Annotated in this window: 16 protein-coding genes and 1 riboswitch; of the genes, 11 read left to right on the forward strand and 5 right to left on the reverse strand. The window is 57.8% G+C overall.

Annotation, left to right across the window (positions count from 1 at the left end; translation table 11 throughout):
* Positions 1–40: 40 nt before the first annotated feature.
* From K5E40_RS14265 to K5E40_RS14275, 3 genes are read left to right on the forward strand one after another with little or no spacing between them, the layout of a single operon-like run.
* Positions 41–499, forward strand: coding sequence for a tripartite tricarboxylate transporter TctB family protein (locus K5E40_RS14265; RefSeq protein ID WP_221731337.1), 459 nt, complete (start codon positions 41–43; stop codon positions 497–499).
* Between the two features lies 1 nt (position 500).
* On the forward strand, positions 501–2,015 hold the full coding sequence (locus K5E40_RS14270) for a tripartite tricarboxylate transporter permease (RefSeq protein WP_221731338.1): 1,515 nt from the start codon (positions 501–503) through the stop codon (positions 2,013–2,015).
* Entirely contained in the window at positions 2,008–3,039 is a 1,032-nt protein-coding gene (locus K5E40_RS14275) for an AbrB family transcriptional regulator (protein ID WP_221731339.1), read from the forward strand. Before K5E40_RS14270 ends, K5E40_RS14275 begins: the two co-directional genes overlap by 8 nt.
* A gap of 64 nt (positions 3,040–3,103) precedes the next feature.
* Here K5E40_RS14275 and ung read toward each other — a convergent pair whose 3' ends face one another.
* Positions 3,104–3,796 carry a uracil-DNA glycosylase gene (gene ung / locus K5E40_RS14280; RefSeq protein ID WP_221731340.1) on the reverse strand — a complete coding sequence of 231 codons (693 nt, stop codon included), beginning with the start codon at positions 3,794–3,796 and terminating at the stop codon, positions 3,104–3,106.
* Between the two features lie 132 nt (positions 3,797–3,928).
* On the opposite strand from ung, the gene K5E40_RS14285 reads away from it, so the two are divergent.
* Positions 3,929–5,041: an enoyl-CoA hydratase/isomerase family protein gene (locus K5E40_RS14285; protein ID WP_221731341.1), complete on the forward strand. Its 1,113-nt coding sequence runs from the start codon at positions 3,929–3,931 to the stop codon at positions 5,039–5,041.
* Between the two features lie 60 nt (positions 5,042–5,101).
* Here the strand turns inward: K5E40_RS14285 and K5E40_RS14290 are convergent, their stop codons facing one another.
* From K5E40_RS14290 to K5E40_RS14305, 4 genes are all read right to left on the reverse strand, one after another.
* On the reverse strand, positions 5,102–10,657 hold the full coding sequence (locus K5E40_RS14290) for a calcium-binding protein (protein ID WP_221731342.1): 5,556 nt from the start codon (positions 10,655–10,657) through the stop codon (positions 5,102–5,104).
* A gap of 2 nt (positions 10,658–10,659) precedes the next feature.
* Positions 10,660–11,520 (reverse strand): hypothetical protein, encoded by an 861-nt coding sequence (locus tag K5E40_RS14295; RefSeq protein ID WP_221731343.1) that lies wholly within the window; start codon positions 11,518–11,520, stop codon positions 10,660–10,662.
* Between the two features lie 36 nt (positions 11,521–11,556).
* On the reverse strand, positions 11,557–12,765 hold the full coding sequence (locus K5E40_RS14300; protein ID WP_221731344.1) for a glycosyltransferase family 4 protein: 1,209 nt from the start codon (positions 12,763–12,765) through the stop codon (positions 11,557–11,559).
* Between the two features lie 200 nt (positions 12,766–12,965).
* Positions 12,966–13,352: a hypothetical protein gene (locus K5E40_RS14305; protein WP_221731345.1), complete on the reverse strand. Its 387-nt coding sequence runs from the start codon at positions 13,350–13,352 to the stop codon at positions 12,966–12,968.
* Positions 13,353–13,741: 389 nt separating this feature from the next.
* Positions 13,742–13,842: riboswitch (guanidine-I (ykkC/yxkD leader) on the forward strand.
* A gap of 61 nt (positions 13,843–13,903) precedes the next feature.
* Between K5E40_RS14305 and K5E40_RS14310 the strand changes: the two genes are divergently transcribed.
* From K5E40_RS14310 to atzF, 7 genes are all read left to right on the forward strand, one after another.
* A complete protein-coding gene (locus K5E40_RS14310) occupies positions 13,904–14,971 on the forward strand; it encodes a putative urea ABC transporter substrate-binding protein (protein WP_221731346.1) in 1,068 nt (355 codons plus the stop codon).
* Between the two features lie 18 nt (positions 14,972–14,989).
* On the forward strand, positions 14,990–15,805 hold the full coding sequence (locus tag K5E40_RS14315) for an ABC transporter permease (RefSeq protein WP_221731347.1): 816 nt from the start codon (positions 14,990–14,992) through the stop codon (positions 15,803–15,805).
* Positions 15,802–16,590 carry an ABC transporter ATP-binding protein gene (locus K5E40_RS14320; RefSeq protein WP_221731348.1) on the forward strand — a complete coding sequence of 263 codons (789 nt, stop codon included), beginning with the start codon at positions 15,802–15,804 and terminating at the stop codon, positions 16,588–16,590. The genes K5E40_RS14315 and K5E40_RS14320 overlap by 4 nt, the downstream gene beginning before the upstream one ends.
* A gap of 13 nt (positions 16,591–16,603) precedes the next feature.
* Positions 16,604–17,329, forward strand: coding sequence for an urea amidolyase associated protein UAAP1 (locus K5E40_RS14325; RefSeq protein WP_221731349.1), 726 nt, complete (start codon positions 16,604–16,606; stop codon positions 17,327–17,329).
* A gap of 11 nt (positions 17,330–17,340) precedes the next feature.
* On the forward strand, positions 17,341–17,994 hold the full coding sequence (locus tag K5E40_RS14330) for an urea amidolyase associated protein UAAP2 (RefSeq protein ID WP_221731350.1): 654 nt from the start codon (positions 17,341–17,343) through the stop codon (positions 17,992–17,994).
* A gap of 278 nt (positions 17,995–18,272) precedes the next feature.
* A complete protein-coding gene (gene uca, locus K5E40_RS14335) occupies positions 18,273–21,920 on the forward strand; it encodes an urea carboxylase (protein ID WP_221731351.1) in 3,648 nt (1,215 codons plus the stop codon).
* 24 nt (positions 21,921–21,944) lie between these two features.
* Positions 21,945–23,717 carry an allophanate hydrolase gene (atzF, locus tag K5E40_RS14340; RefSeq protein WP_221731352.1) on the forward strand — a complete coding sequence of 591 codons (1,773 nt, stop codon included), beginning with the start codon at positions 21,945–21,947 and terminating at the stop codon, positions 23,715–23,717.
* Positions 23,718–23,800 lie beyond the last annotated feature (83 nt).

Consider the following 23,800-nt stretch of genomic DNA (forward strand, 5'->3'; position numbering starts at 1 on the left):
GCGGCCCCGCTCGCCGGGGGCCGCAGCACAGGAGTTCCCCATGCTTATTCAACGCATTTTCGCCTCGGTGCTGTTGCTGGCCTGCGTCGGCCTGGCACTGATGGCCTGGCCGTATCAGGCAGCCTTTTCTTACGAACCGGTTGGCCCTCGCGCCTTTCCCCTGTTGATGCTCGGTCTGATGGGCCTGGCCTTGCTGTACATGGTGTTTCGTCCGGCACCGATCAAAAGCAAAGATGACGAGCCGCCGCTGGATCGTGAAACCCTGACCAAGATCGGTATTTGCGTGATTCTGCTGCTGGTCTTCGCCGGCACCTTCGAACCCCTTGGTTTCGTCATCGCCAGCATCCTGACGGGGATACCGATGGCGCGCCTGTACGGCGGCCGCTGGCTACCAAGCATCGTGATCATCAGCCTGATGGCCGTCGGTCTTTACCTGCTGTTCGACCGCGTGATGGACGTTCCGCTGCCCCTCGGCCTGCTCGACGTTCTGGAGAACTGATATGGATACTCTTGGCTATTTGGGTCAGGGTTTTGGCGTCGCGCTAACCCCTTACAACCTGGTCACCGCGCTCTGCGGCACCTTGATCGGCACTGTCGTCGGCCTGCTGCCGGGTCTGGGCCCGATCAACGGCGTGGCCTTGCTGATCCCGATTGCATTCGCCCTCGGCCTGCCGCCGGAATCGGCATTGATTCTGCTGGCGGCGGTTTATCTGGGCTGCGAATACGGCGGGCGAATCAGTTCGATCCTGCTGAACATTCCTGGCGAAGCCTCCACCGTAATGACCACCCTCGACGGCTACCCGATGGCCCGCAAGGGTCTGGCTGGCGTGGCGTTGTCGCTGTCGGCGTGGAGTTCATTCATCGGCGCGTTCATCGCCACTTGCGGCATGGTGCTGTTCGCCCCGCTGTTGGCGAAATGGGCGATTGCCTTTGGTCCAGCGGAATACTTCGTGTTGATGGTCTTCGCGATAGTCTGTCTCGGCGGCATGGCCGGTGATCGACCGCTGAAAACCTTTATTGCGGCACTGATCGGTCTGTTCCTGTCGACCGTCGGCATCGACGCCAACAGCGGCGTGTATCGCTTCACCGGTGACAACATTCACCTGACCGACGGCATTCAGTTCGTCGTGCTGGTGCTGGGCCTGTTCTCCATCAGCGAAATCCTCCTGCTGCTGGAAAAAACCCACCACGGCCAGGAAGCGGTAAAAGCCACCGGCCGCATGATGTTCAACTTCAAGGAAGCGGCGTCGGTGTTCACGGTGAACCTGCGTTGCGGCGTACTGGGTTTCATCATGGGCGTATTGCCGGGGGCCGGTGCGACGCTTGCCAGCGCCGTGGCCTACATGACCGAGAAACGTCTTGCCGGCGCCACTGGCAAATTTGGTGAGGGCGATGTCCGTGGCCTCGCAGCCCCGGAAACCGCCATCGGCGGCGCCGCCTGCGGTGCACTGGTGCCGATGCTGACCCTCGGTGTTCCAGGCTCAGGTACCACCGCGGTGATGATCGGCGCGCTGTCGCTGTACAACATCACGCCGGGCCCACTGCTGTTTCAGCAACAACCGGACATCGTCTGGGGCCTGATCGCCTCGTTGTTCATCGCCAACCTCATGCTGGTGGTTCTCAACATCCCGATGATCCGCATCTTCACCCGCATCCTCGCCGTGCCGAACTGGGCACTGGTGCCGGTCATCGCCATCATCACCGGGATCGGCGTTTACGCGGTGCATGCCACCACGTTCGACCTGTTCCTGATGATCGGTATTGGTATCTTCGGCTACATCCTGCGCAAACTGGACTTCCCGTTGTCGCCGTTGCTACTGGGCTTCATCCTCGGCGAACTGATGGAGCAGAACCTGCGCCGCGCCCTGTCGATCTCCAACGGCGCGTTGGAAATCCTCTGGTCGAGCCCGATCACCCTCGGTTGCTGGGTGCTGACGGGGATCATGCTCTTGATGCCAATCATCCGTATCTGGCGCAAACGTTCCGCTGCCCGTCGCGCCATTGCCGGTGTCTGATCGGTCGCTCAAGACCTGGTGGGGAACGCCGCTGGTCGGTCTGCTTGGCGGTTATATCGCCAGCCAGATCGGCTGGCCACTGCCGTGGATGGTCGGCTCGTTGTTGGCGATTATCCTCGTGCGCTGCCTCACCCCTTGGCAATTGAGCGAAATCCCTGGCGGGCGCAAATGCGGCCAGTGGATTGTGGGGATCGGCATAGGCCTGCACTTCACCCCGGTGGTGATGGAACAGGTGCTGAGTCATTTCGGTTTGATCTTCTTCGGGGCGCTGGTCACCAGTGTGTCGGCGGTGGTCGGTGTGTGGCTGATGCGCCGTACCGGCGAAGATCGAGCTACCGCGTTTTTTTCCAGCATGCCCGGCGGCTCGGGTGAGATGGTCAACCTCGGCGCACGCAACGGCGCGATGCTCAGCCATGTCGCGGCGGGGCAGAGTTTGCGTGTGTTGGTGGTGGTGTTGTGTGTGCCGGCGGCGTTCAAGTATTTGCTCGGCGATGGCACGCCTATTTCCCACGCGGGCAGCGTCGACTGGCGCTGGCTGGCGCTTCTGTTTCCGGCAGGCGCCCTGCTCGCCTGGGTCTGGGAGCGACTGCGTCAACCCAATCCTTGGTTGTTCGGGCCGCTGTTGGTGAGCGCGTCGATCAGCATTGGCTGGGACTTGCACATCGGTCTGCCCGATGGCGGCAGTCAGATTGGCCAGTGGCTGATCGGCAGCGGTTTGGGCTGCCACTTCAACCGGCAATTCTTCCGGCGGGCGCCATCGTTCATGGGCCGCACGTTGATCGGCACGGTGTTGACCATGTTGATCGCAACATTGGCGGCGCTGGGCTTGAGCACACTGACCCATCTGGATCTACGTTCGCTGACCCTGGGCATGATGCCTGGCGGTATCGCTGAAATGAGTCTGACGGCGCAGACCCTGCAACTGTCGGTGCCGCTGGTGACGGCGATGCAGGTGATGCGGCTGTTGTTTGTGCTGTTTCTGGCGGAGCCGTTGTTCAAGTACTGGAACCGCAATCCCGAGTAACACTGACAGACCGAGTTGCCTTCTTCGCGAGCAAGCTCGCGAAGGGGCCAACCCGGTCAACCCATCAAACAGGCGGCAGGCGCCACTCAATCGGCGTTTCGCCATTCTGCTCAAGAAACTTGTTGGTGCGGCTGAAGTGCCCGCAACCCAAAAAGCCGCGATAAGCCGACAACGGTGACGGATGCACCGACGTCAGCACCAGATGCTTGGTCGCATCAATCAGCTTCTGCTTGCTCTGCGCATGGGCGCCCCACAGCATGAACACCAGGTGCGGCTGCTGCTCGCTGACCAACTCAATGATTCGATCAGTGAAAAACTGCCAGCCCTTGTCCTTGTGCGCGTTGGCGGTGGCGCGCTCCACCGTCATGGTGGTGTTAAGCATCAACACGCCTTGATCGGCCCAGCTCTGCAAATAGCCATGGTTGGGGATGTCGATGTTCAGGTCGCGCTTCAACTCTTTATAAATGTTGACCAGCGACGGCGGCGCCGGCACGCCCGGTTGCACCGAGAAGCACAGGCCATGGGCCTGGCCCGGGCCGTGATACGGGTCCTGGCCGAGGATCACCACTTTGACTTTATCCAGCGGCGTCGAATTCAGCGCGTTGAAAATCAGCGGCCCCGGCGGATAGATTTCCTTGCCGGCCGCCCGCTCCTGCTGCAGGAAGTTACGCAACTCTGCCATGTAAGGCTGGTCGAATTCGGCACGCAGTGCCTCCTTCCAGCTCGGTTCGAGTTTGATACGGTCGTCAGCAGTCATGGTCATACCCGGCAAAAACAATGGGGCGAACCCTAGGAAAGCCGACCACGCTTGTCAATTGATCTGACGCAGATCCGGCACTTTCCCACACAGCGATCATACTGAACGCTCAAATTCCCGATCGAGGTCACGATGAATCTGCACTTCGAAGAACTCACCGGCACCGACGGCGCCCGCATCGGTATCGCCAGCCTGGATGCTGAAAAATCGCTGAACGCGTTGTCCCTGCCAATGATCAACGCCTTGAGCGACAAACTGAACGTTTGGGCCAAGGATCCGCAAATCGTCTGCGTACTGCTGCGCGGTAACGGCGCCAAGGCTTTCTGCGCCGGCGGTGAAGTGCGCAGCCTGGTGGAAGCCTGTCGCGCCCATCCCGGCGAAGTGCCGCCACTGGCCGCGCAGTTTTTCAGCGCGGAATACCGTTTGGATTACAGCCTGCACACCTACCCCAAACCGCTGATCTGTTGGGGCCACGGCTACGTGCTGGGCGGCGGCATGGGCTTGTTGCAAGGCGCGAGCACGCGGATCGTCACCCCGAGCAGCCGCTTGGCGATGCCGGAGATCACCATTGGTCTGTATCCGGATGTGGGTGCCAGTTGGTTTCTCTCAAGGCTGCCGGGCAAGCTCGGTTTGTTTCTCGGCCTGACCGGCGCGCACCTGAACGGGCGCGATGCGATTGATCTGGGCTTGGCCGACCGTTTTATGCTCGACGAACAACAACCGGAACTGATCGAAGGCCTGCTGCAATTGAACTGGCAGGAACAGACCGACATGCAACTCAACAGCCTGCTCAAAGCCTTGCAGCAGGAAGCCGTGGCGCAAATGCCAGAGGCGCAGTGGCTGCCGCGTCGTCAGCAAATCGACGATCTGCTCGACGTCAGCGACGTCACCTGTGCGTGGAAAGCCATCAGCCTGCAACGCGACAACAGCGACCCGTTACTCGCCCGCGCTGCCAAGACTCTGAGCGAAGGCTCGCCGGTGACCGCTCATCTGGTCTGGGAACAGATCATCCGCGCCCGTTATATGTCACTCGCCGAAGTCTTTCAGATGGAATACACCCTGAGCCTCAATTGCTGCCGGCATCCTGAGTTCAGTGAAGGGGTCCGTGCGCGGCTGATCGACAAGGATCAGAAGCCGCACTGGCATTGGCCGGACGTTAGCAGCGTGCCGGATGCGGTGGTCGAGGCGCACTTTCACAAGGTTTGGGAGGGGCGACATCCGTTGGCGGATCTGACGCCGTATTGAAGATTGATTGCCCGCGATGGTTGCTTCTCGGAACCTGTCGCGGGCACGCTCAAACGGCCGTTATTTCAACTCGTAAAACTTGATAATTTCCATCGTTGCCTGCATTGCTTCGCCGTCGTTCTTTTTCAAAATATCTTCTGCGTCCCGCAGCGGTGGAAAAGGATGTAGAAACTCAGCGAGTTGGGCCGCTGAATAATCTTGAGTCGATTTCTCTTCTTTTTTGACCCTGATGAAACTGATAGCAGCATCTCCCCCTAGAAAATGATTGGACACCCGGATTTTTGGCGACATACCGTAATTCACAACAATTACAAGATCATCCCTTTCACGGTGAAACTTCAATTGTCCAATGGGCAGATCCATCTCGGAAAAATCGATTCCATCAATCCCGCCCCCCGTGTTATCAATCAAGTCTCTTCCGAGGCCATCATATATATAAACGTCATTGCCAGCGCCACCGGACAATGTGTCATGACCAGGACCACCCAGCAGCACATCATCGCCAACGCTACCAGAGAGCACGTCATTTCCCTGCATGCCTCTGATTTCACCTGCCCCGCTTAAAGTGTCATTACCGCAACCACCTACAAGCGGCAGGGGTTTACCCTCTCGAATGGATCTGGCACCCGTCGTACCTTCAACAAGTGCACCCATGTGATAAGTATCCGGGGCAGGACCTAATTGACTCGACACTAAAAGTTCTTTCAGGCTGACGCTGGATCCATCAGCGAACTTTATAGTTTCAATGCCGTAACCCTCGAAATCCCCCGCACGGGGTAGAACAATGCGAACTTTCTGACCAGTTCCCCATTTTATATCGAGTGTCGAATACAGCATTTTTGCCCGCGGCAGATGGCGATGGGCATCGCGTGGAGGATCGGGGGCCAACTCGACATTTACTGTTTCAATCAACGTTGCCCCCCAACTTAATTGCAGCTTATCCCGCCTCGCCGCAGCGGGGAGAATGACAGTATCTTGATCCACTGACCCAAACTCGTCTCTCCATCCGGAAACACCGACTTCCGGGCGATGAAAAACTGGACTCAGCACATCCGCGATAATGGTCGTTGCACCAGCATGCGCTTGCACCATGTAAGTATCGGCGCCGTTCTCGCCGTAAAGCCAATCAACCCCTGAACCACTGATTAAATAGTCGGCACCTTCGGAGCCGAGCAACGTATCGTTACCTGCTCCAGCCGATAAAATAGCGCCCGGTAATCTGTCATTCACCGAACCATAATCAAGTGGAGCAAGCGAATAAACAACTACCAGGTCATCACCTTTACCGCCATGAAACGTATTTCCTACTTCGAGATTTACTCGTCCCCCTTTATCGTCACCTTGAACAATCTTGTGCTTGATAGTTTCGGTCTTTACATTCCAGCGAAATTCTTTACGGACAGTTTCGCCAGTGCCGAAGCTTCCTGCTGGATAGATGAACCATCCTTCAATGGCGCCTGAGTCTTTTCTATCTTCTACGACCACATCCCCCGCTTTAAACGAAAATCCGCTACCTGAACCAGATCGATAATACTGAGGTTGATGGAGCGATGGGGGTGCCGTTCCTTCTGCCTTTACATCCTTGAAATTGGACTGGGATGTAGAACTTGTCTGCCTATCACTGTACACAGCACTGCCAGAGACAGATTTCATCCACTTCGGCGTATCTGACAGGGATCCGTTTTCGACACTTTCATTGATCAAGTCGATATAGGTGGTGTAGCCCGCATCGGTGGTTACTATCTGGTTTCTGACCCAGATTCCTTGGTCACTCAACGTAAAACCTGTCGCCTTTCTACTTGCCGAACGCTTCCCTTGAATGTCTGCCAGAAACATTTCCGTCTCTTCAATGCCAGTACCCACATCCAACTCGTCTCCGTCGCTGGAAACACCAATGGTTGGCCGAGCCGGAATACCCGCTAAATCTCTGGATTCAGTCGTGTTTTCTATCTTTCCTTTGTCCACCGCCTCTATTTCCGGCGGATCGATCACAGCCATCGGAGCAATCGTTTTCTTGACGACATCCTGATAACTCAGGGCCACACCATCAATAAAACTGAAAGTCGAGGTATGCCACGCCTGATGATTTTTTATCAGGACGGCGTCACCCGATCCATTCGAGAGGCGCAATACCGCGCTCATTTCAATATCAAGAATTTGCGCTTTCAGATTCTCTGCAGAAAATCCGGCTCCAAACTTCATGACATTATTGCCACCCGCGTCGACTATGACATCGAGCCCATCGCCGGCTCCGAAATGGTAAATATCATCTCCGCCCAGCGCTTCCATATAATCGTTGCCGGCCCCGCCCTCAAACACATTGTTTCCTGAATCACCGCGCAGATAGTCCACACCCTCCCCGCCAGATAGCGTGTCGTCTCCGCCGCCGCCAAGTAACGTATCGTTGCCTGAGCCACCGTCCAGATAATCTGCGCCATGCTCGGCCTCAGGAGTTTGCTCGTAGTCGCCAGACAGCAAGTCGTCGTCAGCACCACCGTAAAGCGTATCGGCGCCTAAACCACCCCAAAGGGTGTCGTTTCCCGCATCACCTCGAACATAGTCATCGTTGGTTCCGCCGTACTGCAGGTTTGGCTCGTCGCCATCCAAAGCATCGGCACCCGCCCCCCCTATCAATGTATCGCAGCCACCTAGCCCACGGAGCGTGTCGTCCCCAGGACCGCCATCGAGCAGATCATCACCGTGATAACGAATCGGGTGGTGAGGGTAATCGCCAACCAACTCATCGTTACCTGCGCCACCGAAAAGCAAATCACCTGCTCCGCCGCCCCAAAGGGTGTCGTCGCCCAAGCCTCCCTCTAAAACATCACGTCCGAAGAAATGCGCGGCGTCACCGGCAATACCGTCCAATACGTCGTCGTCACCACGCAAGACATCATTGCCGGGGCCGCCGTACAACATGTCACTACCGCCGTTGCCCGCGAGAGAGTCGTCGCCATCGCCACCCTCCAAAAGATCGTTGCCATGGTGCTTGCTATGCAGACCGCCCCCCCAATCAAGGTTGTCTCCGAGCAATGTGTCGTTGCCACTGCCGCCGACCAGCGTGTCGTTGCCCCCGTCGCCGCGCAACTGATCATCTTCAGTGCCGCCATCGAGTAGATCATCGCCCCAACCGCCGCTAAGAACATCTCGCCCGCCTTGCCCATAAAGCATGTCGTCGCCTCCTTCCAAGGCATCGGCCACGGATGATTTGTCGAAGGTGGTGCGCATGCTGATGACGCCTTGGGCCAGTACAACTTCATGCCGCTCGTATTTCCAGCCTTGCTCCAGTAGCCCGGTCGTATCGTCGCCGTGCAAGAGGTCATCACCCGCTCCCCCCACTAACGTATCTCGACCGTTGCCACCGAGCATGACATCCCGTGAGACAGTTCCGACCAGCAGATCATCGCCCAGCCCGCCGTCTAACCAATCACCACGGTTTACTTTTCCTTTAGCGCTATCAGCCAGGGCTTTTTCCAGGGTTGTTTGCTTGTCACCAAATAAACGGTCATTTCCAGCCTTGCCGAACAGTCGATCAGATCCGCCCAGACCAAGGATGAGATCATCTTCGGCTGATCCGTAAAGTAAGTCGGCTTTGTTCCGTTGCTTAACTTTGGGCAATAGCACCGCGTTGCCCAATTCATCGTAAGCAGGTTGATGGCCGGGGATACTGGGGTCGGCGTCTTTTGCTTTCCAATCGCCCTGAATAACCAGGTCGGGCGCAGACATGGGCTGACGTTGATAATCGGGGAGCTGGACGCCCAGCATGCCTGGTTTGTAGCGCTTGATGACGATGAGATCGTCCAGGCCGTACTTAATGTTAAGCGTGCTATCAACGGTTTCTTCGATGAGCGTTAGCGTTATAGATCGATCTTCCGTAAACCACGTATTACTTAGAGGAGCACTGCGCGTGAGGGCTGGAACAGGAAGACCGTTTATCAACAATTGGCCCTCAACATCCGCATCGAAAATCTCATCGATGCCGTCTCCGTTAGCGAACTCGTACCGATCATTACCCTTGCCACCCGCAAGATAATCGTTACCTTTGCCCCCCACCAAAACATCATCCCCGGTCATGCCGTACAGCGTGTCGCTCCCATCGCCACCCCTTAACGAGTCGTTGCCTCGACCACCTTCAATGACATCATTACCAGCGAGTCCGTCGATCGAATCATTTCCTGCACCGCCATACAGGTGATCGGCATTTGGCGCACCACTGAAAGCTCTCCCGCCGTCATCACCAAACATGACCAGCGGATTGGATACGCCAATCGTCATCGGCGTCTGTTTGCCCGAGGCGATATCGGTATAGGAAAATTTCTGCAGTGTGTTTTCTCCGAACGAGGCATGGGTTCTGGAAATCAAACGGGCCAACATCTCTGCGCGGTCCGAGAGCCACTGCTCGGTAATGTCGCCCTCACCGGTACTCGGGTCATAAAGCTCCAGCCCACGGCCGGGAAAACCGTCGTCTCGCTCTATGACTATTTCACTCAGCTGTTTAAGCGAATTGCGTAATGCCTGACCGACTGGCGTTTTCTGCCCAGCTTGTTTTGCCCACGAACTTGCGCTGCCATATTCGCCAATGGTTCGGGTGACGATGCTTTGGGACTGAGCGGGTGAAAACGCTGAGAAAAACTCATAGGCATCAGACGCAAATGTTTCATCTGTGGTGGGACCCGCCGTAGAGTCTCCGTCGTATGTGCGCCGGAACATGTCAAAAAAATCATGGGTGCCATAGCGCAATATCAGATTAACGGTCGGTGAAATTGGCGTGCCTTTGACAACGTATTGGATGATTGGGTTATAGCTTCCGCTGGCAACTGCAATATTGATTTGTTCAGGTAGTACAGAAAACAAACTCTCAACTGCATTCACGCCGAAATTTTTAATTGCTGCCCGAAGGCCGACACTGTATGAGTCTATGGCGAATAAAATATTCTTGAAATCATCGAGTCGATTGACTTCGGCCAGTTCATGCCTTCCTTTGATTTCGGAGCCAGGGTCTCCAGCAGAAATCAACCTCCAGGTTTCATAGGGAGGCTCTCCGCCTAACAGACTGAAACCGATCGTTCCCGACCAACCTGCGTTGCGACTAACAGCCGTATCGTCCCGACCACATTCTTTCTCGAACAAAACTTCGCCAATAGCACTCGCATCAATGGCGGCGATTTGACTGATTGAAGGTACTGTCCATGGAGCCAAACCGTCTCTCATTTCCCCATACATCAGTACATTCATGAAATTCACGGCCACCTGATTCGAGGACTGTTGCATCCGCTCCTCAGTAAACTTTTTATTTAGTCTAAGCTCGCCCTGCCGCAGGGTACAGGCACGAATTAAAGCAGAATAAGCACCGTGTCCACCATTGGCATCAATCGCCACATCAAGCCAGAGTTTGGCGCTCTGCAATACGCCTATTACATCCGTATCAAAAGCCTCAACACCGACAAGCTTTCCACGAATGACATCTGACAACAATCTATAAAAAGAAGCACAACTCCGCCCCGCTATTGGAACTGCCGTATATCGTTCACTCTCTAAATAAAACAACATCCCACCACAACTATTTGCAGCATAAATAATTGACGATCTTTCCAAATCATTAAAAACATAACTCATCGTTACTTCCCTGTAAGAATGGAGTTTGAAAGATACTCACTGATGAGTTTAAGTGCTTCAGGCGCGCCACGTAGCGAGCGTGTACTTAAGCTAACGCGCGCATCCCCACCAACAAATTCGAAGCTATGTAGCTGTACCGTACAAAAAGCTTGCAAGCCCCCGAAATCAAGCTCCTCTAACTGCGCCTTATTGAACTTAATCAGTTCGACCGCACTCAACTCTCCTGACAAAAATGAAGAGGGCGGAGAATACAAACCATCGCAATAAATTTTTCGCGGTGTTCCGTCGTGCCGACGCCAGTCACGCATAACAAACGCTGTGATGGGAAATTCATTTTTGGAGTGGGGAGGAGGAGCAGCAAGCCAAAGTTCTAATCCTGGATAGTTATTAAGCCTCACAATCAAGTTATCCGGCCAATCCACATGCCGCCCTCCCATTGAGTGCGGTTCAATAAACTCCTTTCGGGTATAGAGCCTGGCGGCGACACGGAAATAACTCCAGCTAGACGGTGGCTCTTTCCCGCTCTCCTGATACTCCGTACGAAGTTCAGTCCCCGTCCACCAAAACGAACCTTCGAGAGTATCGGCAATACACGATCCGTCACTCTTCAATGTGGAGCCGAAATAAAATCCGGGTATCCGGGTTCGATCAAGAAGGCTCCCGCCATGGATCGGAACCTGCTCCATACCCGCCAACGTTCTACGGCAGTCTGCCTGTTCCTTTTGGTAAATCGCCCTGCTCGCCGCTGCCTTCTCCCATTTGATATAGACACTGATGAGCCAAGAGCACATCAGCAAGAGTAATCCATACTTCAGTAAAGCCTTAAACCGCCTATAGGCTGCGTTGCGAGACATCTTAGACATTTCAAATTTCCATTTTAAAATGATAAAATCCGCTCTTTAAAACTTTGCAGCCATCGCATCTTCAAAAATCTGGAAATAACCCTTCAGGCCGTTTTCCACATCAAATTTTCTTGCCGTTTCCCTCGCTGAGTTTCTGATTCGGTCAAATTCATCCGGAGATTCAAGAACGTTGCAAACTGCATCAGCTATCGCTTCATAATCAAAAAAATCGACGAGAATTCCATTACATCCATGGACAATAACTTCTTTGACCGGAGCGGTATCGGAACCAATCACGGTACAACCGGAGGCCATAGCCTCCAACAATGACCACGACAAAATAAACGGATAAGTCAGGTAAACATGAGCCTTTGAGAGTTTCAGAGCAGCCCTGTACTCCTGGTAAGACAGCCTCCCGGTGAAATGCACATTAGACCTATCGAAATCCACTTCCGAAAGCATTCGCTCTCGCCAGTTCTTATAGCCGACAGGCAAACGTCCATAACTGACCTCGTCCCCCCCTATGATGACTATTTGCGCGCTCGGACACTTCGCTTGAATATGAGGAATGGACCTCACAAAGCTATGAAAACCACGATAAGGCTCCAGATTCCTGGCAACATATGTCACGACTGGCTGATCTGCGGTGATCACTACCCCATTGGACAGGATTAAAGATTCAACCGTTTCTAATCCTCGAACTGGAATAACACCTTCATGCATAACACGAATCTTGGAATGATAAACTGGCGGAAAAAGACTTCGCTGCCACACGGCAGGCGCAATTCCAATGTCACACTGCTCAATATTCAATAGATGCATTGAATTCAAGACTTTTAATCTTGAAGAGGAATTCGCCGCACAGGAAAACTCCGGATCGAAGCCCGAATCTGCACCGTGAGATTGATAATAATATTCACAGAAGTGAATAAGTGGGACATCGGGATACACATCCTTTATGAATAACGTCTCACCCCAGCCAGGATGAGCAAGCATGACATCGGGGCGATAGCCTTTTCGCTTGATCTGCCCCAACAACTCGCACACTTTCTGGCCATCAAACACAGCGTCTTCATATTTATGTAAATATGGATGACTCTCCCTTGGCTTTATTTGCGATGACCGATAACGAATCAGTTTTATCCCGGCGACACCCGGTGCCGTATCTCGCCCAATTGCCAGCACATTGAAACGCCTATGAAGCGCCGCCAATGCCACATGGCGAAACTGGCCTGGAAAATTCTGGTGAATAATAAGCAGATTCATACCTGAAAAAACTTCCGTATTTATATACCTCCATTAAATTGAAGTCTTGCGACATCAATAGGCATAGACAAACGCTAACAAGTATTCAGTAATAAAACTGTAGGAGGCTTCCGAGAATTTCCTAGGAGATGGTCACACGATTCATTTTCAGCAGACATAAAAAAGCGGCGCATCATGCGCCGCTTTTTATTTGCGGTGAGTCACCAGCGGTTGCCACGTCCGTTGTGATCGCCGCGACCGCTGTGACGGTCGTAGTTGCCACGACCGCGGTGGTCGTTGTCCCAACCGCCGCGACGGTGGCCGTTCCAGCCGCCACGATCATTGCCCTGCCAGCGACGGCTTTCGTAGTAGCGTGGCGCCGGTTGGTAGTAGCGCGGTTGCTGATAGTAACGCGGTGCTGGCTGGTAGTAGCGCGGGGCCGAGTAGTACGTGCTGCCGCCGCTGTAATAAGTGCCGCCACCGCTGTAGTACGCCGGCGCGGGGGATGAGTAGACCTCTGAGCGGTAGTAGCCATCTCCGTAGGAGTAGGGGACACAACCGCCAATGGAAAAAAGCATCACGGTAAGCAGTAGGATTCGGCGATACATGGCGGCCTCCTGGACCGCGGGTAGCCTCACCAGCGACGCTGGCAGGCGTCAGTCGTTTATTCGGTGACTGACGAATGATCTGACAACGTTTTCGGAATCTGGTGCGTTTCTGTAACAAGTTGAAACAAGTGATTCATGAAACCTTGTTCATCCGCCAACGCCGTCATTGAGCCGCTGATTAACGGTGGTCACCATGATAGCCATGACCATCGTTGGCGACCACGCTGCATCACGGTGCAACAACGCACCAACTCAACGCATCGAACCGCCCACGCGACCTTCGCGTTTCAATCCGAAACCCCGTGCCAGAGCGCCCAACACAACTTGGCACGGCTCTCGCTTTAGCAAACCCGTGCAGGAGTCATCACAGGTTCGCGGCACCACAATTTGCAATGGCTGACTAGGGTTCCGGCTCGCATCTGCGAGTGGCTGGTCCGAGAGTTGGCGACCTCCAGTTGAGGTTACACGGCGGGACAAAAGCCCGGGAGACAAGCCACCGTTCACGGTGCCGCTGCCGTCCTGTCCGCCCTTGATCAACTGGAGAATCCACCATGCCACGACTACGCCTACCCGCCCTGCTCGCCGCCGTCTTCGCCGCGCTTGTCAGCACCCAATCCCCCGCCGCCCAGAAAGACCATTTCAGCGTCTGTTGGACAATCTATGCCGGCTGGATGCCATGGGAGTACGCCGGTAGCCAGGGCATTGTCGACAAGTGGGCGAAGAAATACGGGATCAAGATCGACGTCGTGCAACTCAACGACTATGTCGAATCCATCAACCAGTACACCGCCGGCCAGTTCGACGGCTGCACCATGACCAACATGGACGCACTGACCATTCCCGCCGCTGGCGGCGTCGACAGCACCGCACTGATCGTCAGCGATTTTTCCAACGGCAACGACGGTATCGTGCTCAAGGGTGAAGGCAAGAAAGTCGCCGACCTCAAGGGCATGGACGTCAATCTGGTTGAACTGTCGGTGTCGCACTACCTGCTGGCGCGGGCGCTGGACTCGGTGGACCTGACCGAGAAAGACCTGAAAGTGGTCAACACCTCCGACGCTGACGTTTCCGCCGCGTTCAACACCGATCAGGTCAACGCCGTGACCACCTGGAACCCGATGCTCTCCGACATCAAGGCCAAACCGGGCGTGACCGAAGTGTTTAATTCCAGCCAGATTCCCGGCGAGATCATGGACATGATGGTGGTCAACAGCGCCACCCTCAAAGACAACCCGGCACTGGGCAAAGCGCTGACGGGCGCCTGGTTCGAAGTCGTCGAACTGATGAACGCCAAAAATGCTGCGAGCACAGCCGCGCTGGAGCACATGGCCAAAGCCTCTGGCACCGATCTCGCCGGGTTCCAGTCGCAACTGGACACCACCAAACTGTTCGCCACCCCGAGCGAAGCGCTGAGTTTCGCCACCAGCGAACAACTGCCGGCAACCATGCGCAAAGTCGCCGAGTTTTCGTTCGAGCACGGTTTGCTCGGTGAAGGCGCCAAAGACACCAGCGCCGTCGGCATGTCGTTCGCCAACGGTGTGACCAGCGGCGACACCAGCAACCTCAAGCTGCGTTTCGATCCGACCTACGTGCAGATGGCCGCCGACGCCAAGCTGTAAGCCACGGAGGATTTGGCCATGCGCCTGATCAATCGCCACCCGGATCGTCCGAGCCGCTTGTTGCTGGTGATCCTGCCGTTCGCGCTGTTGCTGTTCGCCTACTTCATGGGCTCGGCCGAACGACTGGCAGACAACCCCAACGACAAACTGCTGCCCAGCGCGGTGCAGATGAGCGAGGCTGTAAAACGCCTGGCCTTCAATGCCGACAAACGTACCGGTGACTACCTGTTGTGGCAGGACACCGCTTCGAGTCTGCGACGCCTGGCCATCGGCCTCGGCATCGCTGCCCTGGCCGGGCTGTGTCTGGGCATCGCTGCCGGGACATTACCGTTGTTCGGTGCACCGTTGTCACCGCTGCTGACGGTGCTGTCGATGGTGCCGCCGCTCGCGATCCTGCCGATTCTGTTCATCGTTTTCGGCTTGGGCGAATTGTCGAAAGTAATGCTGATCGTGATCGGCATCACACCGGCACTCGCTCGGGATCTGGAACAGCGCGCCCGGGAAATCCCCGTCGAGTTGCTGATCAAGGCGCAGACCCTCGGCGCCTCGACCTGGACCTTGATGCTGCGCGTGGTGCTGCCACAACTGCTGCCACGTTTGCTGATTTCGCTGCGGCTGATGCTCGGTTCGGCGTGGTTGTTCCTGATTGCCGCCGAGGCGATCGCCTCCACCGACGGTCTCGGCTACCGGATTTTTCTGGTGCGCCGCTATCTGGCGATGGACGTCATCCTGCCCTACGTCGTGTGGATCACCCTCCTCGCCTGGCTGATGGATTGGGGCTTGAAACACCTGACGCGGCGCGCATTTCCCTGGTACGAAGGGGCCGCCAAATGAGCTTCATCCGTGTGAAAAACGTCTGGCAGCAATACGCCGATCAGGTCGTGCTCGAAGGCCTGAACCTGAACGTCAACGAGGGCGAGTTCTGCACGCTGGTCGGTGCGTCCGGTTGCGGTAAATCGACCTTCCTGCGTTTGCTGCTCGGCCAGGAAACCGCCAGTCGCGGCGAGATTCTGCTCGACGGTCAACCGCTGGCCAGCGAGCCCGATGCCAGCCGTGGCGTGGTGTTCCAGCGCTACTCGGTGTTCCCGCACCTGAGCGTGCTGGACAACGTCGTCATCGGCCTTGAGCTACCGCACTCGCCGTTGCTGGGGCGTCTGTTCGGCAGCGCCAGGCGCGAAGCACGCGAACACGCTTCGGCGCTGCTGCACAAAGTTGGCCTCGGTCATGCGCTGGACAAATATCCGGCGCAACTGTCCGGTGGCATGCAGCAACGGCTGGCGATTGCTCAGGCGCTGATCATGAAACCGCGAGTATTGCTGCTCGACGAACCGTTCGGCGCACTCGATCCAGGCATCCGCAAAGACATGCATGCCCTGCTGCTGGACCTGTGGCGCGAGACGCCGTTGACGGTGTTCATGGTCACCCATGACCTTGCCGAAGGTTTCAGCCTGGGCACTCGTTTGCTGGTGTTCGACAAGGTTCGACTCGACCCGCATGCCCCCGGCGCCTATGGCGCACGCATCACCTATGACATCCCTTTGAACAGCGACCGCCGCGCCCAACGCGCCGCCGTCGAAGCCTTGCCGGCGTCACTGGCGGGCGCACTTCGAACTGCTTGAGAGGCATATTCCAATGACTGATTCGACCCAACTGTTCCCACCGTTCGCAGAAGAAATGCTGCCCGGTGGCGGTCACCGTTCCTTCGTGTTGAAGCGTGGCCAATTGCTGCGCCTGACCGATCTGCGCGGTGGCGCCAACGTCAGCCTGACCCTGCTCAACGCCAACGAAAAAACCGAGCGGCTGAACCTGCCCGACAGCCTCAAATGCCAACACACCGCCAAGCTCACCACCGGCCACTGCCTGTATTCGGACATGGGCCGCGTGCTGGCAGCCATCACCGCCGACACTTGCGGCTGGAGCGACAGCCTCGGCGGTGTGCTTTGCGCAGAAGAAGTCGCGCACAAGTACGGCCAGGGGCGCTACCAGGAACTGCGCAATGGCTTCTTCCGCAATGGCACCGACAACCTGCTGGTGGAACTGGGCAAGTGGGGGCTGGGCCTGTCCGACCTGCTGATGACCCTCAATCTGTTCAGCCGCGTAAACGTCGATGAAGCGGGACATTTCCACTTCGTCGAAGACCACTCCAAGGCTGGCGACTACATCGAACTGTACGCGCCGATGGACACCCTCATCGTCCTCACCGCCCTGCAACACCCGATGGACCCGGCGCCGGACTACGCGCCCAAACCATTGAAGCTGAGCTGGATGAACGCCGATGCCAGCGTCGCCGAACACTGCCGCACCTCGCGCCCCGAGAACGAGCGCGGTTTTATCAACACTGACCGTTTGTTCGCCTGAGGATCGCCGCCATGTCATTTGCCATCGCTACTGCTGACGTTTGCGAAAACAGACAACCCGACACTGCGGTCTACCGCGCGACCATCCCTGCCGGCGAACCCTGGCTGATGGAGGTCAAGGCCGGCCAGACCCTGCGCATTCTTGATCTGGAAGGCAACCAGGCGATCGACACTTTGTTCTACAGCGTCGCCAATCCCAAAGAGCGCTACGACGTGCAACGCACCTTGCGTCGGCAGAACAGCGTCTACCTGAGCACCGGCAGCGTGCTTTATTCCAACCTCGGCAAACCGATGCTGACCCTCATCGCCGACACCTGCGGACGCCACGACACCCTCGGCGGCGCTTGTGCGCAAGAGAGCAACACCGTGCGCTACGCCCTGGAAAAACGCTACATGCACAGCTGCCGCGACAACTACCTGCGGGCCTGTGTGCACGACGGCCGACTGGGTAAAAGCGACATCGGGCCGAACATCAATTTCTTCATGAACGTCCCCGTCACTGCCGACGGTGGGCTGACCTTCGAGGACGGGATTTCCGCGCCGGGCAAATACGTCGACCTGCACGCCGAGATGGACGTGATCGTGCTGATTTCCAACTGCCCGCAACTGAACAACCCGTGCAACGCCTACAACCCGACTCCTGCGGAGCTGCTGGTATGGAACTGAAATTCAGCCGTTTGCGCCGCTGGTTGTTTGCCCTGTGCCAGGCCCGATCCGGGCAGTGCCTGAAACCGTCCGCACGCCCCTGATCAAAAGGTGGGAGCGGGCTTGCTCGCGAAAGCGGTGTATCAGATACACCTGCTGACTGACACAGTTTTTTCGCGAGCAAGCCCGCTCCCACAAGGGTTTTGTGCTGATTGGGAGAACGTGTTTTTCATCCGGGACGACCCGGATGCCAGTCGAAAAACGGCGGGACGGCCCGCTTCCCCTTCAGGGGTTATGCCATGTTCGAAAAAGTCCTTATAGCCAACCGTGGCGCCATCGCCTGCCGCATTCTGCGCACCCTCGCGCCGTTGCAGGTCAAAAGCGTCGCCGTTTACTCCGAAGCCGATGCCGCCAGCCTGCACATCCTGCAAGCCGATGAAGCCCACAGCCTTGGCGAAGGTGCAGCGGCCGGCACTTATCTGGATGTCGATAAAATCCTCGCCATTGCCAAAGAAAGCGGTGCCACGGCGATTCATCCCGGCTACGGCTTTCTCTCGGAAAACGCCGCTTTCGCTGAAGCGTGCCAAACCCAAGGCATCGCCTTCATCGGCCCGACGCCGGAGCAACTGCGAGTGTTCGGCCTCAAACACACCGCCCGCGCTTTGGCGAAACAGCACGGCGTCCCTATGCTCGAAGGCACCGAACTGCTCGACAGCCTCGACGCGGCGCTGATCGCTGGCGAGCACGTCGGCTACCCGGTCATGCTCAAAAGCACCGCTGGCGGCGGTGGCATCGGCATGCGCGTGTGCCGCAGCGCCAGCGAATTGAGCGACTCATTCGAAGCGGTCAAGCGTCTCGGCCAGAACAACTTCAGCGACGCTGGGGTGTTCATCGAGAAGTACATTCAGCGCGCCCGGCATCTGGAAGTGCAGGTATTCGGCGATGGTCGCGGCGAAGTCATCGCCCTCGGTGTGCGCGACTGTTCAGTGCAGCGGCGCAACCAGAAAGTCCTCGAAGAAACCCCAGCGCCGAACCTGCCAGTCGGCATGGCCGATGAGCTGTGTGCGGCGGCGATCAAACTGGCCAAAGCGGTCAATTACCGTAGCGCCGGCACCGTTGAATTTGTCTTCGACAGCGCAGCGCAGCGCTTCTATTTTCTTGAAGTGAACACACGTTTGCAGGTCGAGCACGGCGTCACGGAACAGGTCTGGGGCGTGGATCTGGTGCGTTGGATGGTCGAACTGGCCGCGGGTGATCTGGCGCCGCTCGCCGACTTGTACCGCGACCTGAAACCCGGCGGCCATGCTATTCAGGCGCGCTTGTATGCGGAAGATCCGGGGCGTGATTTTCAGCCGAGCCCGGGCCTGCTGACGGCTGTCGAATTCCCACCGGCCAACGGCATTGAGTTACGCATCGACACGTGGGTCGAGGCTGGCTGCGAGATCCCGCCATACTTCGACCCGATGATCGCCAAAGTCATCTCCTGGGCGCCGAACCGTGAACAAGCGCGCACAGAACTGCATCAGGCGCTCGGTGACAGCCAGTTGTACGGCGTAGAAACCAACCGCGATTACCTGCGCCAGATTCTGCTCGACACCCCGTTCGCCAGCGGTGAACCGTGGACCCGCTGCCTTGAGAACCTGGTCTATCGCGCCAATACCTTTGAAGTGCTCAGCGCCGGCACGCAAACCAGCGTGCAGGATTATCCCGGTCGCCTCGGTTACTGGGCCGTCGGTGTACCGCCCTCAGGGCCCATGGACAGCCGCGCGTTGCGTCTGGGCAATCGCCTGCTTGGTAATGCCGACGGCGCAGCGGCGCTGGAAATCACCATGAGCGGGCCAATGCTGCGCTTCAACTGCGAGGCGGTGGTGGCGGTGACCGGGGCGCCGATTGCCTTGGCGTGCGATGGTCAGACCGTACCAATGAACACCGCGCTGCTGATCCCGGCGGGCGCGACGTTGAACGTTGGCAGCATCAACGGTGCCGGGGCGCGCAGTTATCTGTGCCTGCGCGGCGGCTTGCAGGTGCCGGACTATCTGGGCAGCAAAAGCACGTTCACCCTCGGCCAGTTCGGCGGCCATGGCGGTCGTGCCTTGCGCGCTGGCGACGTGTTGCACATACCGGCGCTGGCCGATCGCAGCGCCGGTCAACACCTCGCAGCGCAGCACATCAGCGTGTTGCCGGCCGTGCGGCAGATTCGCGTGATCTACGGCCCTCACGGCGCACCGGAATACTTTACCGAACACGCCATCGACACCTTCTTCGCGACCCCGTGGGAAGTGCACTTCAACTCCAGCCGCACCGGCGTGCGCCTGATCGGCCCGAAACCGGAATGGGTGCGCGCCGACGGTGGCGAGGCCGGGTTGCACCCCTCAAACATTCACGACAATCCCTACGCCATCGGCGCCGTGGACTTCACCGGTGACATGCCGGTGATCCTCGGCCCGGACGGCCCGAGCCTTGGCGGGTTTGTGTGCCCGGTGACGGTGATCGAAGCCGATCTGTGGCAGCTAGGGCAGCTCAAGGCTGGCGATAAAATCCAGTTCATCCCGGTGGGCCTCAAAACCGCCCGCGAACTCGCCCTGAAATGGGATACCCCCTGTGGGAGCGGGCTTGCTCGCGAAGAGGCCGTGTCCGTCAACATTGATGTGCCTGACACACCGCTTTCGCGAGCAAGCCCGCTCCCGCAGGGTTTGGTGTCGCCTGTGGTGTTGGAGTTGGGTCAGGGGGATCGGCGGCTTGTTGCGCGAGTCTGCGGGGATACTCACCTGTTGCTGGAAATCGGTGAGCCTGAACTCGATCTGGTCCTGCGCTTCCGCGCTCACGCCCTGATGCAAGCTTTGGAAAGCAAAGCCCTGCACGGTGTGATCGACCTCACGCCGGGCATTCGCTCGCTGCAAGTTCACTATCAGCCCGAACAATTGCCACTCGCCGACCTGCTCGGCATCGTCGCAGGGGAATGGGACGCGGTGTGCGCTGCCAAGGATTTGCAGGTGCCGTCGCGCATCGTGCATTTACCGCTGTCCTGGGACGACCCGGCCTGTCAGTTGGCGATCGAAAAATACATGACCACCGTGCGCAAGGATGCCCCATGGTGCCCGAGCAATCTGGAGTTCATCCGCCGCATCAATGACCTGCCGAACCTCGACGAAGTACAGCGCACGGTGTTCGATGCGAGCTATCTGGTGATGGGCCTTGGCGACGTCTACCTCGGCGCGCCGGTGGCCACTCCGCTCGACCCACGCCATCGATTGGTCACCACCAAATACAACCCGGCACGCACCTGGACCGCCGAGAACTCGGTGGGCATCGGGGGCGCTTACCTGTGCGTATACGGCATGGAAGGCCCGGGCGGTTATCAGTTCGTCGGGCGTACGTTACAGATGTGGAATCGCTATCGCGAAGTGGCGGCATTCGATGGCAAACCGTGGCTGCTGCGCTTCTTCGACCAGATTCGTTTTTACCCGGTCAGCGCCGAGGCGTTGTTGCGTATCCGCAGGGATTTTCCCCTCGGGCGTTTTGAACTGGACATCGAACACAGCCAACTCAACCTCGCTGAGTATCAGGATTTTCTGAGCCGTGAAGCGCACAGCATCAGTGCGTTTCGCAACCAACAGCAAGGCGCATTCAACGCCGAGCGCGAGCGCTGGATCGCCAGCGGTCAGGCGCACTTCGACAGCGAAGAAGTGGCGCCGCCATCAACCGAGGACGCACCGTTGGCGCACGGCTTGCAGAGCATCGACAGCCATATCGCCGGCAACCTCTGGCAAGTGCAAGTCGAGGCTGGCAGCCGCGTCGCGGCGGGTGATGTGCTGGTGATTCTCGAATCGATGAAGATGGAAATCCCCGTGCTCGCGCCAATGGCTGGCGTCGTACGCGAAATTCGTGTGCAGCCGGGTTCGGCGGTGCGCGCAGGTCAACGGGTCGTGGTGCTGGAACTCGACTGAACCCATTTGGAAAAGGATCAACTCATGAATCTGCAACTCGATGTTCTGCGCCAGGCCTATATCAAGGGCGAAACAACACCCCGCACATTGCTGCCTGCACTGCGCGAAAAAGCCGCCGCGCTGAATCCCGACTATCACCTGTTCATCCACTTGCTCAGTGTCGAAGAACTGGAGCCGTACCTCGCCGCCCTCGACGGCCGCGACATCGACGGCCTGCCGCTGTACGGCGTGCCGTTTGCGATCAAGGACAACATCGATCTAACGGGCATTCCCACCACCGCCGCGTGCCCAGCGTTCGCGTACACGCCGCAGCGTTCGGCGACCATCGTCGAACAGTTGATTGCGCTGGGGGCGGTTCCGCTGGGCAAGACCAACCTCGATCAGTTTGCGACTGGCCTCAACGGCAGCCGCTCACCCTACGGCGCATGTCCGAACAGCGTGTTGCCGCACTATCCGTCCGGAGGTTCCAGCGCCGGTTCGTCGCTGGCGGTGGCGTTGGGCGTGGCGAGTTTTGCCTTGGGCACCGACACCGCAGGTTCAGGGCGAGTACCGGCGGGCCTGAACAACCTGGTCGGTTTGAAAGCGAGCAAAGGGCTGATCTCCACGGCCGGGGTGCTGCCGGCGTGCCGGACGCTGGATTGCGTCACCACGTTTACCGCGACCGCGCGCGAGGCCAGTCAGTTGTTGGCACTGACCGCAAAACTCGATCCACGGGATGAGTACAGCCGCCCTAATCCGGCGTGGAATGACGGCTCGGCATTCGGTGCGCCACAGCCGTTTCGCTTCGGAGTCCCACGTGCGCAGGATCTGGAGTTTTTCGGCTGCGTCGAAGGCCCGCTGCTGTTCGGCGATGCCATCGACCGGCTCCAGGCCCTGGGTGGCGAAGCGGTCGAGCTGGATTTGTCGCCGTTCCTGGAAGCCGCACGCTTGCTGTACGAAGGGCCGTGGGTCGCCGAGCGCTACAGCGTGGCGGGCGAATTGATGGAAGAGAATCCCCAAGCGGTCTTGCCGGTGATCCGTGCTGTGCTGGCCAAGGCTGCGGCGGTGACGGGCGTGCAGACCTTCCGCGCCCAATATCGGCTGCAAGCCCTGAAAGCGCTTTGCGATCAGGCACTCGAAAACCTCGACTGCGTGCTGACCCCGACCCTCGGCCGTCCCGTGACACTGGCGCAATTGGACGCCGAACCGGTGCTGCGCAATTCCGAACTCGGTTACTACACCAACTTCATGAACCTGCTCGATTACGCCGCCGTCGCCGTGCCAAGCGCGTTCATGGCCAATGGTTTGCCGTGGGGCGTGACGCTGTTCGGACGGGCGTTCACCGATCAATACCTGTTGAGCGTGGCGGATGCGCTGCAGCGCCAGCAAGATTGCGCGCAGCCAACACCTGCGAACGTGGCACGCAATGACCGCGCGCGTGTGGTGGTGTGCGGCGCGCATCTGCAAGGTTTGCCGTTGAACGGACAGCTCACGCAACGGGGTGGGCGCTTGCTGGAAACCACGTTCAGCTCGCCGGACTATCAACTTCACGCCTTGGCTGGCGGCCCACCGAGGCGCCCAGGCATGGTCCGGGTGAAGGATGGCGGCGTGGCCATTGCGGTGGAAGTCTGGGAGTTGCCGAGCAGCGAGTTGGGCTCGTTCCTTACCGGTATTCCCGCCCCACTCGGCCTGGGCAAGGTGCAACTGGCGGATGGGCGCTGGGAGAGCGGGTTCATCTGTGAGCCGTATGGCTTGGAAGGCGCCGTGGATATCAGCCATCTGGGCGGGTGGCGGGCCTATCTGAAAACCCTGGTCTGAGGCGCTCCTTGGCAGGCGTGAGTCTGCTCGCGATGGAGGTGTTTGAGCCGCATCATGGGTGAGTGTCACAGCCCCATCGCGAG

Origin of the sequence: Pseudomonas baetica (assembly GCF_019733355.1) — a bacterium.
Classification (GTDB): Bacteria; Pseudomonadota; Gammaproteobacteria; order Pseudomonadales; family Pseudomonadaceae; genus Aquipseudomonas; species Aquipseudomonas baetica_A.

Excerpts from the sequence above, each read along its gene's own strand:
- K5E40_RS14330 (WP_221731350.1), top strand. The coding sequence starts at position 17,341 with ATGTCATTTGCCATCGCTACTGCTGACGTTTGCGAAAACAGACAACCC.
- K5E40_RS14320 (WP_221731348.1), top strand. The coding sequence starts at position 15,802 with ATGAGCTTCATCCGTGTGAAAAACGTCTGGCAGCAATACGCCGATCAG.
- uca (WP_221731351.1), top strand. The coding sequence starts at position 18,273 with ATGTTCGAAAAAGTCCTTATAGCCAACCGTGGCGCCATCGCCTGCCGC.
- K5E40_RS14265 (WP_221731337.1), top strand. The coding sequence starts at position 41 with ATGCTTATTCAACGCATTTTCGCCTCGGTGCTGTTGCTGGCCTGCGTC.
- K5E40_RS14315 (WP_221731347.1), top strand. The coding sequence starts at position 14,990 with ATGCGCCTGATCAATCGCCACCCGGATCGTCCGAGCCGCTTGTTGCTG.
- K5E40_RS14300 (WP_221731344.1), bottom strand. The coding sequence starts at position 12,765 with ATGAATCTGCTTATTATTCACCAGAATTTTCCAGGCCAGTTTCGCCAT.
- K5E40_RS14290 (WP_221731342.1), bottom strand. The coding sequence starts at position 10,657 with ATGAGTTATGTTTTTAATGATTTGGAAAGATCGTCAATTATTTATGCT.
- K5E40_RS14285 (WP_221731341.1), top strand. The coding sequence starts at position 3,929 with ATGAATCTGCACTTCGAAGAACTCACCGGCACCGACGGCGCCCGCATC.
- K5E40_RS14310 (WP_221731346.1), top strand. The coding sequence starts at position 13,904 with ATGCCACGACTACGCCTACCCGCCCTGCTCGCCGCCGTCTTCGCCGCG.
- K5E40_RS14325 (WP_221731349.1), top strand. The coding sequence starts at position 16,604 with ATGACTGATTCGACCCAACTGTTCCCACCGTTCGCAGAAGAAATGCTG.
- K5E40_RS14270 (WP_221731338.1), top strand. The coding sequence starts at position 501 with ATGGATACTCTTGGCTATTTGGGTCAGGGTTTTGGCGTCGCGCTAACC.
- K5E40_RS14295 (WP_221731343.1), bottom strand. The coding sequence starts at position 11,520 with ATGTCTAAGATGTCTCGCAACGCAGCCTATAGGCGGTTTAAGGCTTTA.
- atzF (WP_221731352.1), top strand. The coding sequence starts at position 21,945 with ATGAATCTGCAACTCGATGTTCTGCGCCAGGCCTATATCAAGGGCGAA.
- K5E40_RS14305 (WP_221731345.1), bottom strand. The coding sequence starts at position 13,352 with ATGTATCGCCGAATCCTACTGCTTACCGTGATGCTTTTTTCCATTGGC.
- ung (WP_221731340.1), bottom strand. The coding sequence starts at position 3,796 with ATGACTGCTGACGACCGTATCAAACTCGAACCGAGCTGGAAGGAGGCA.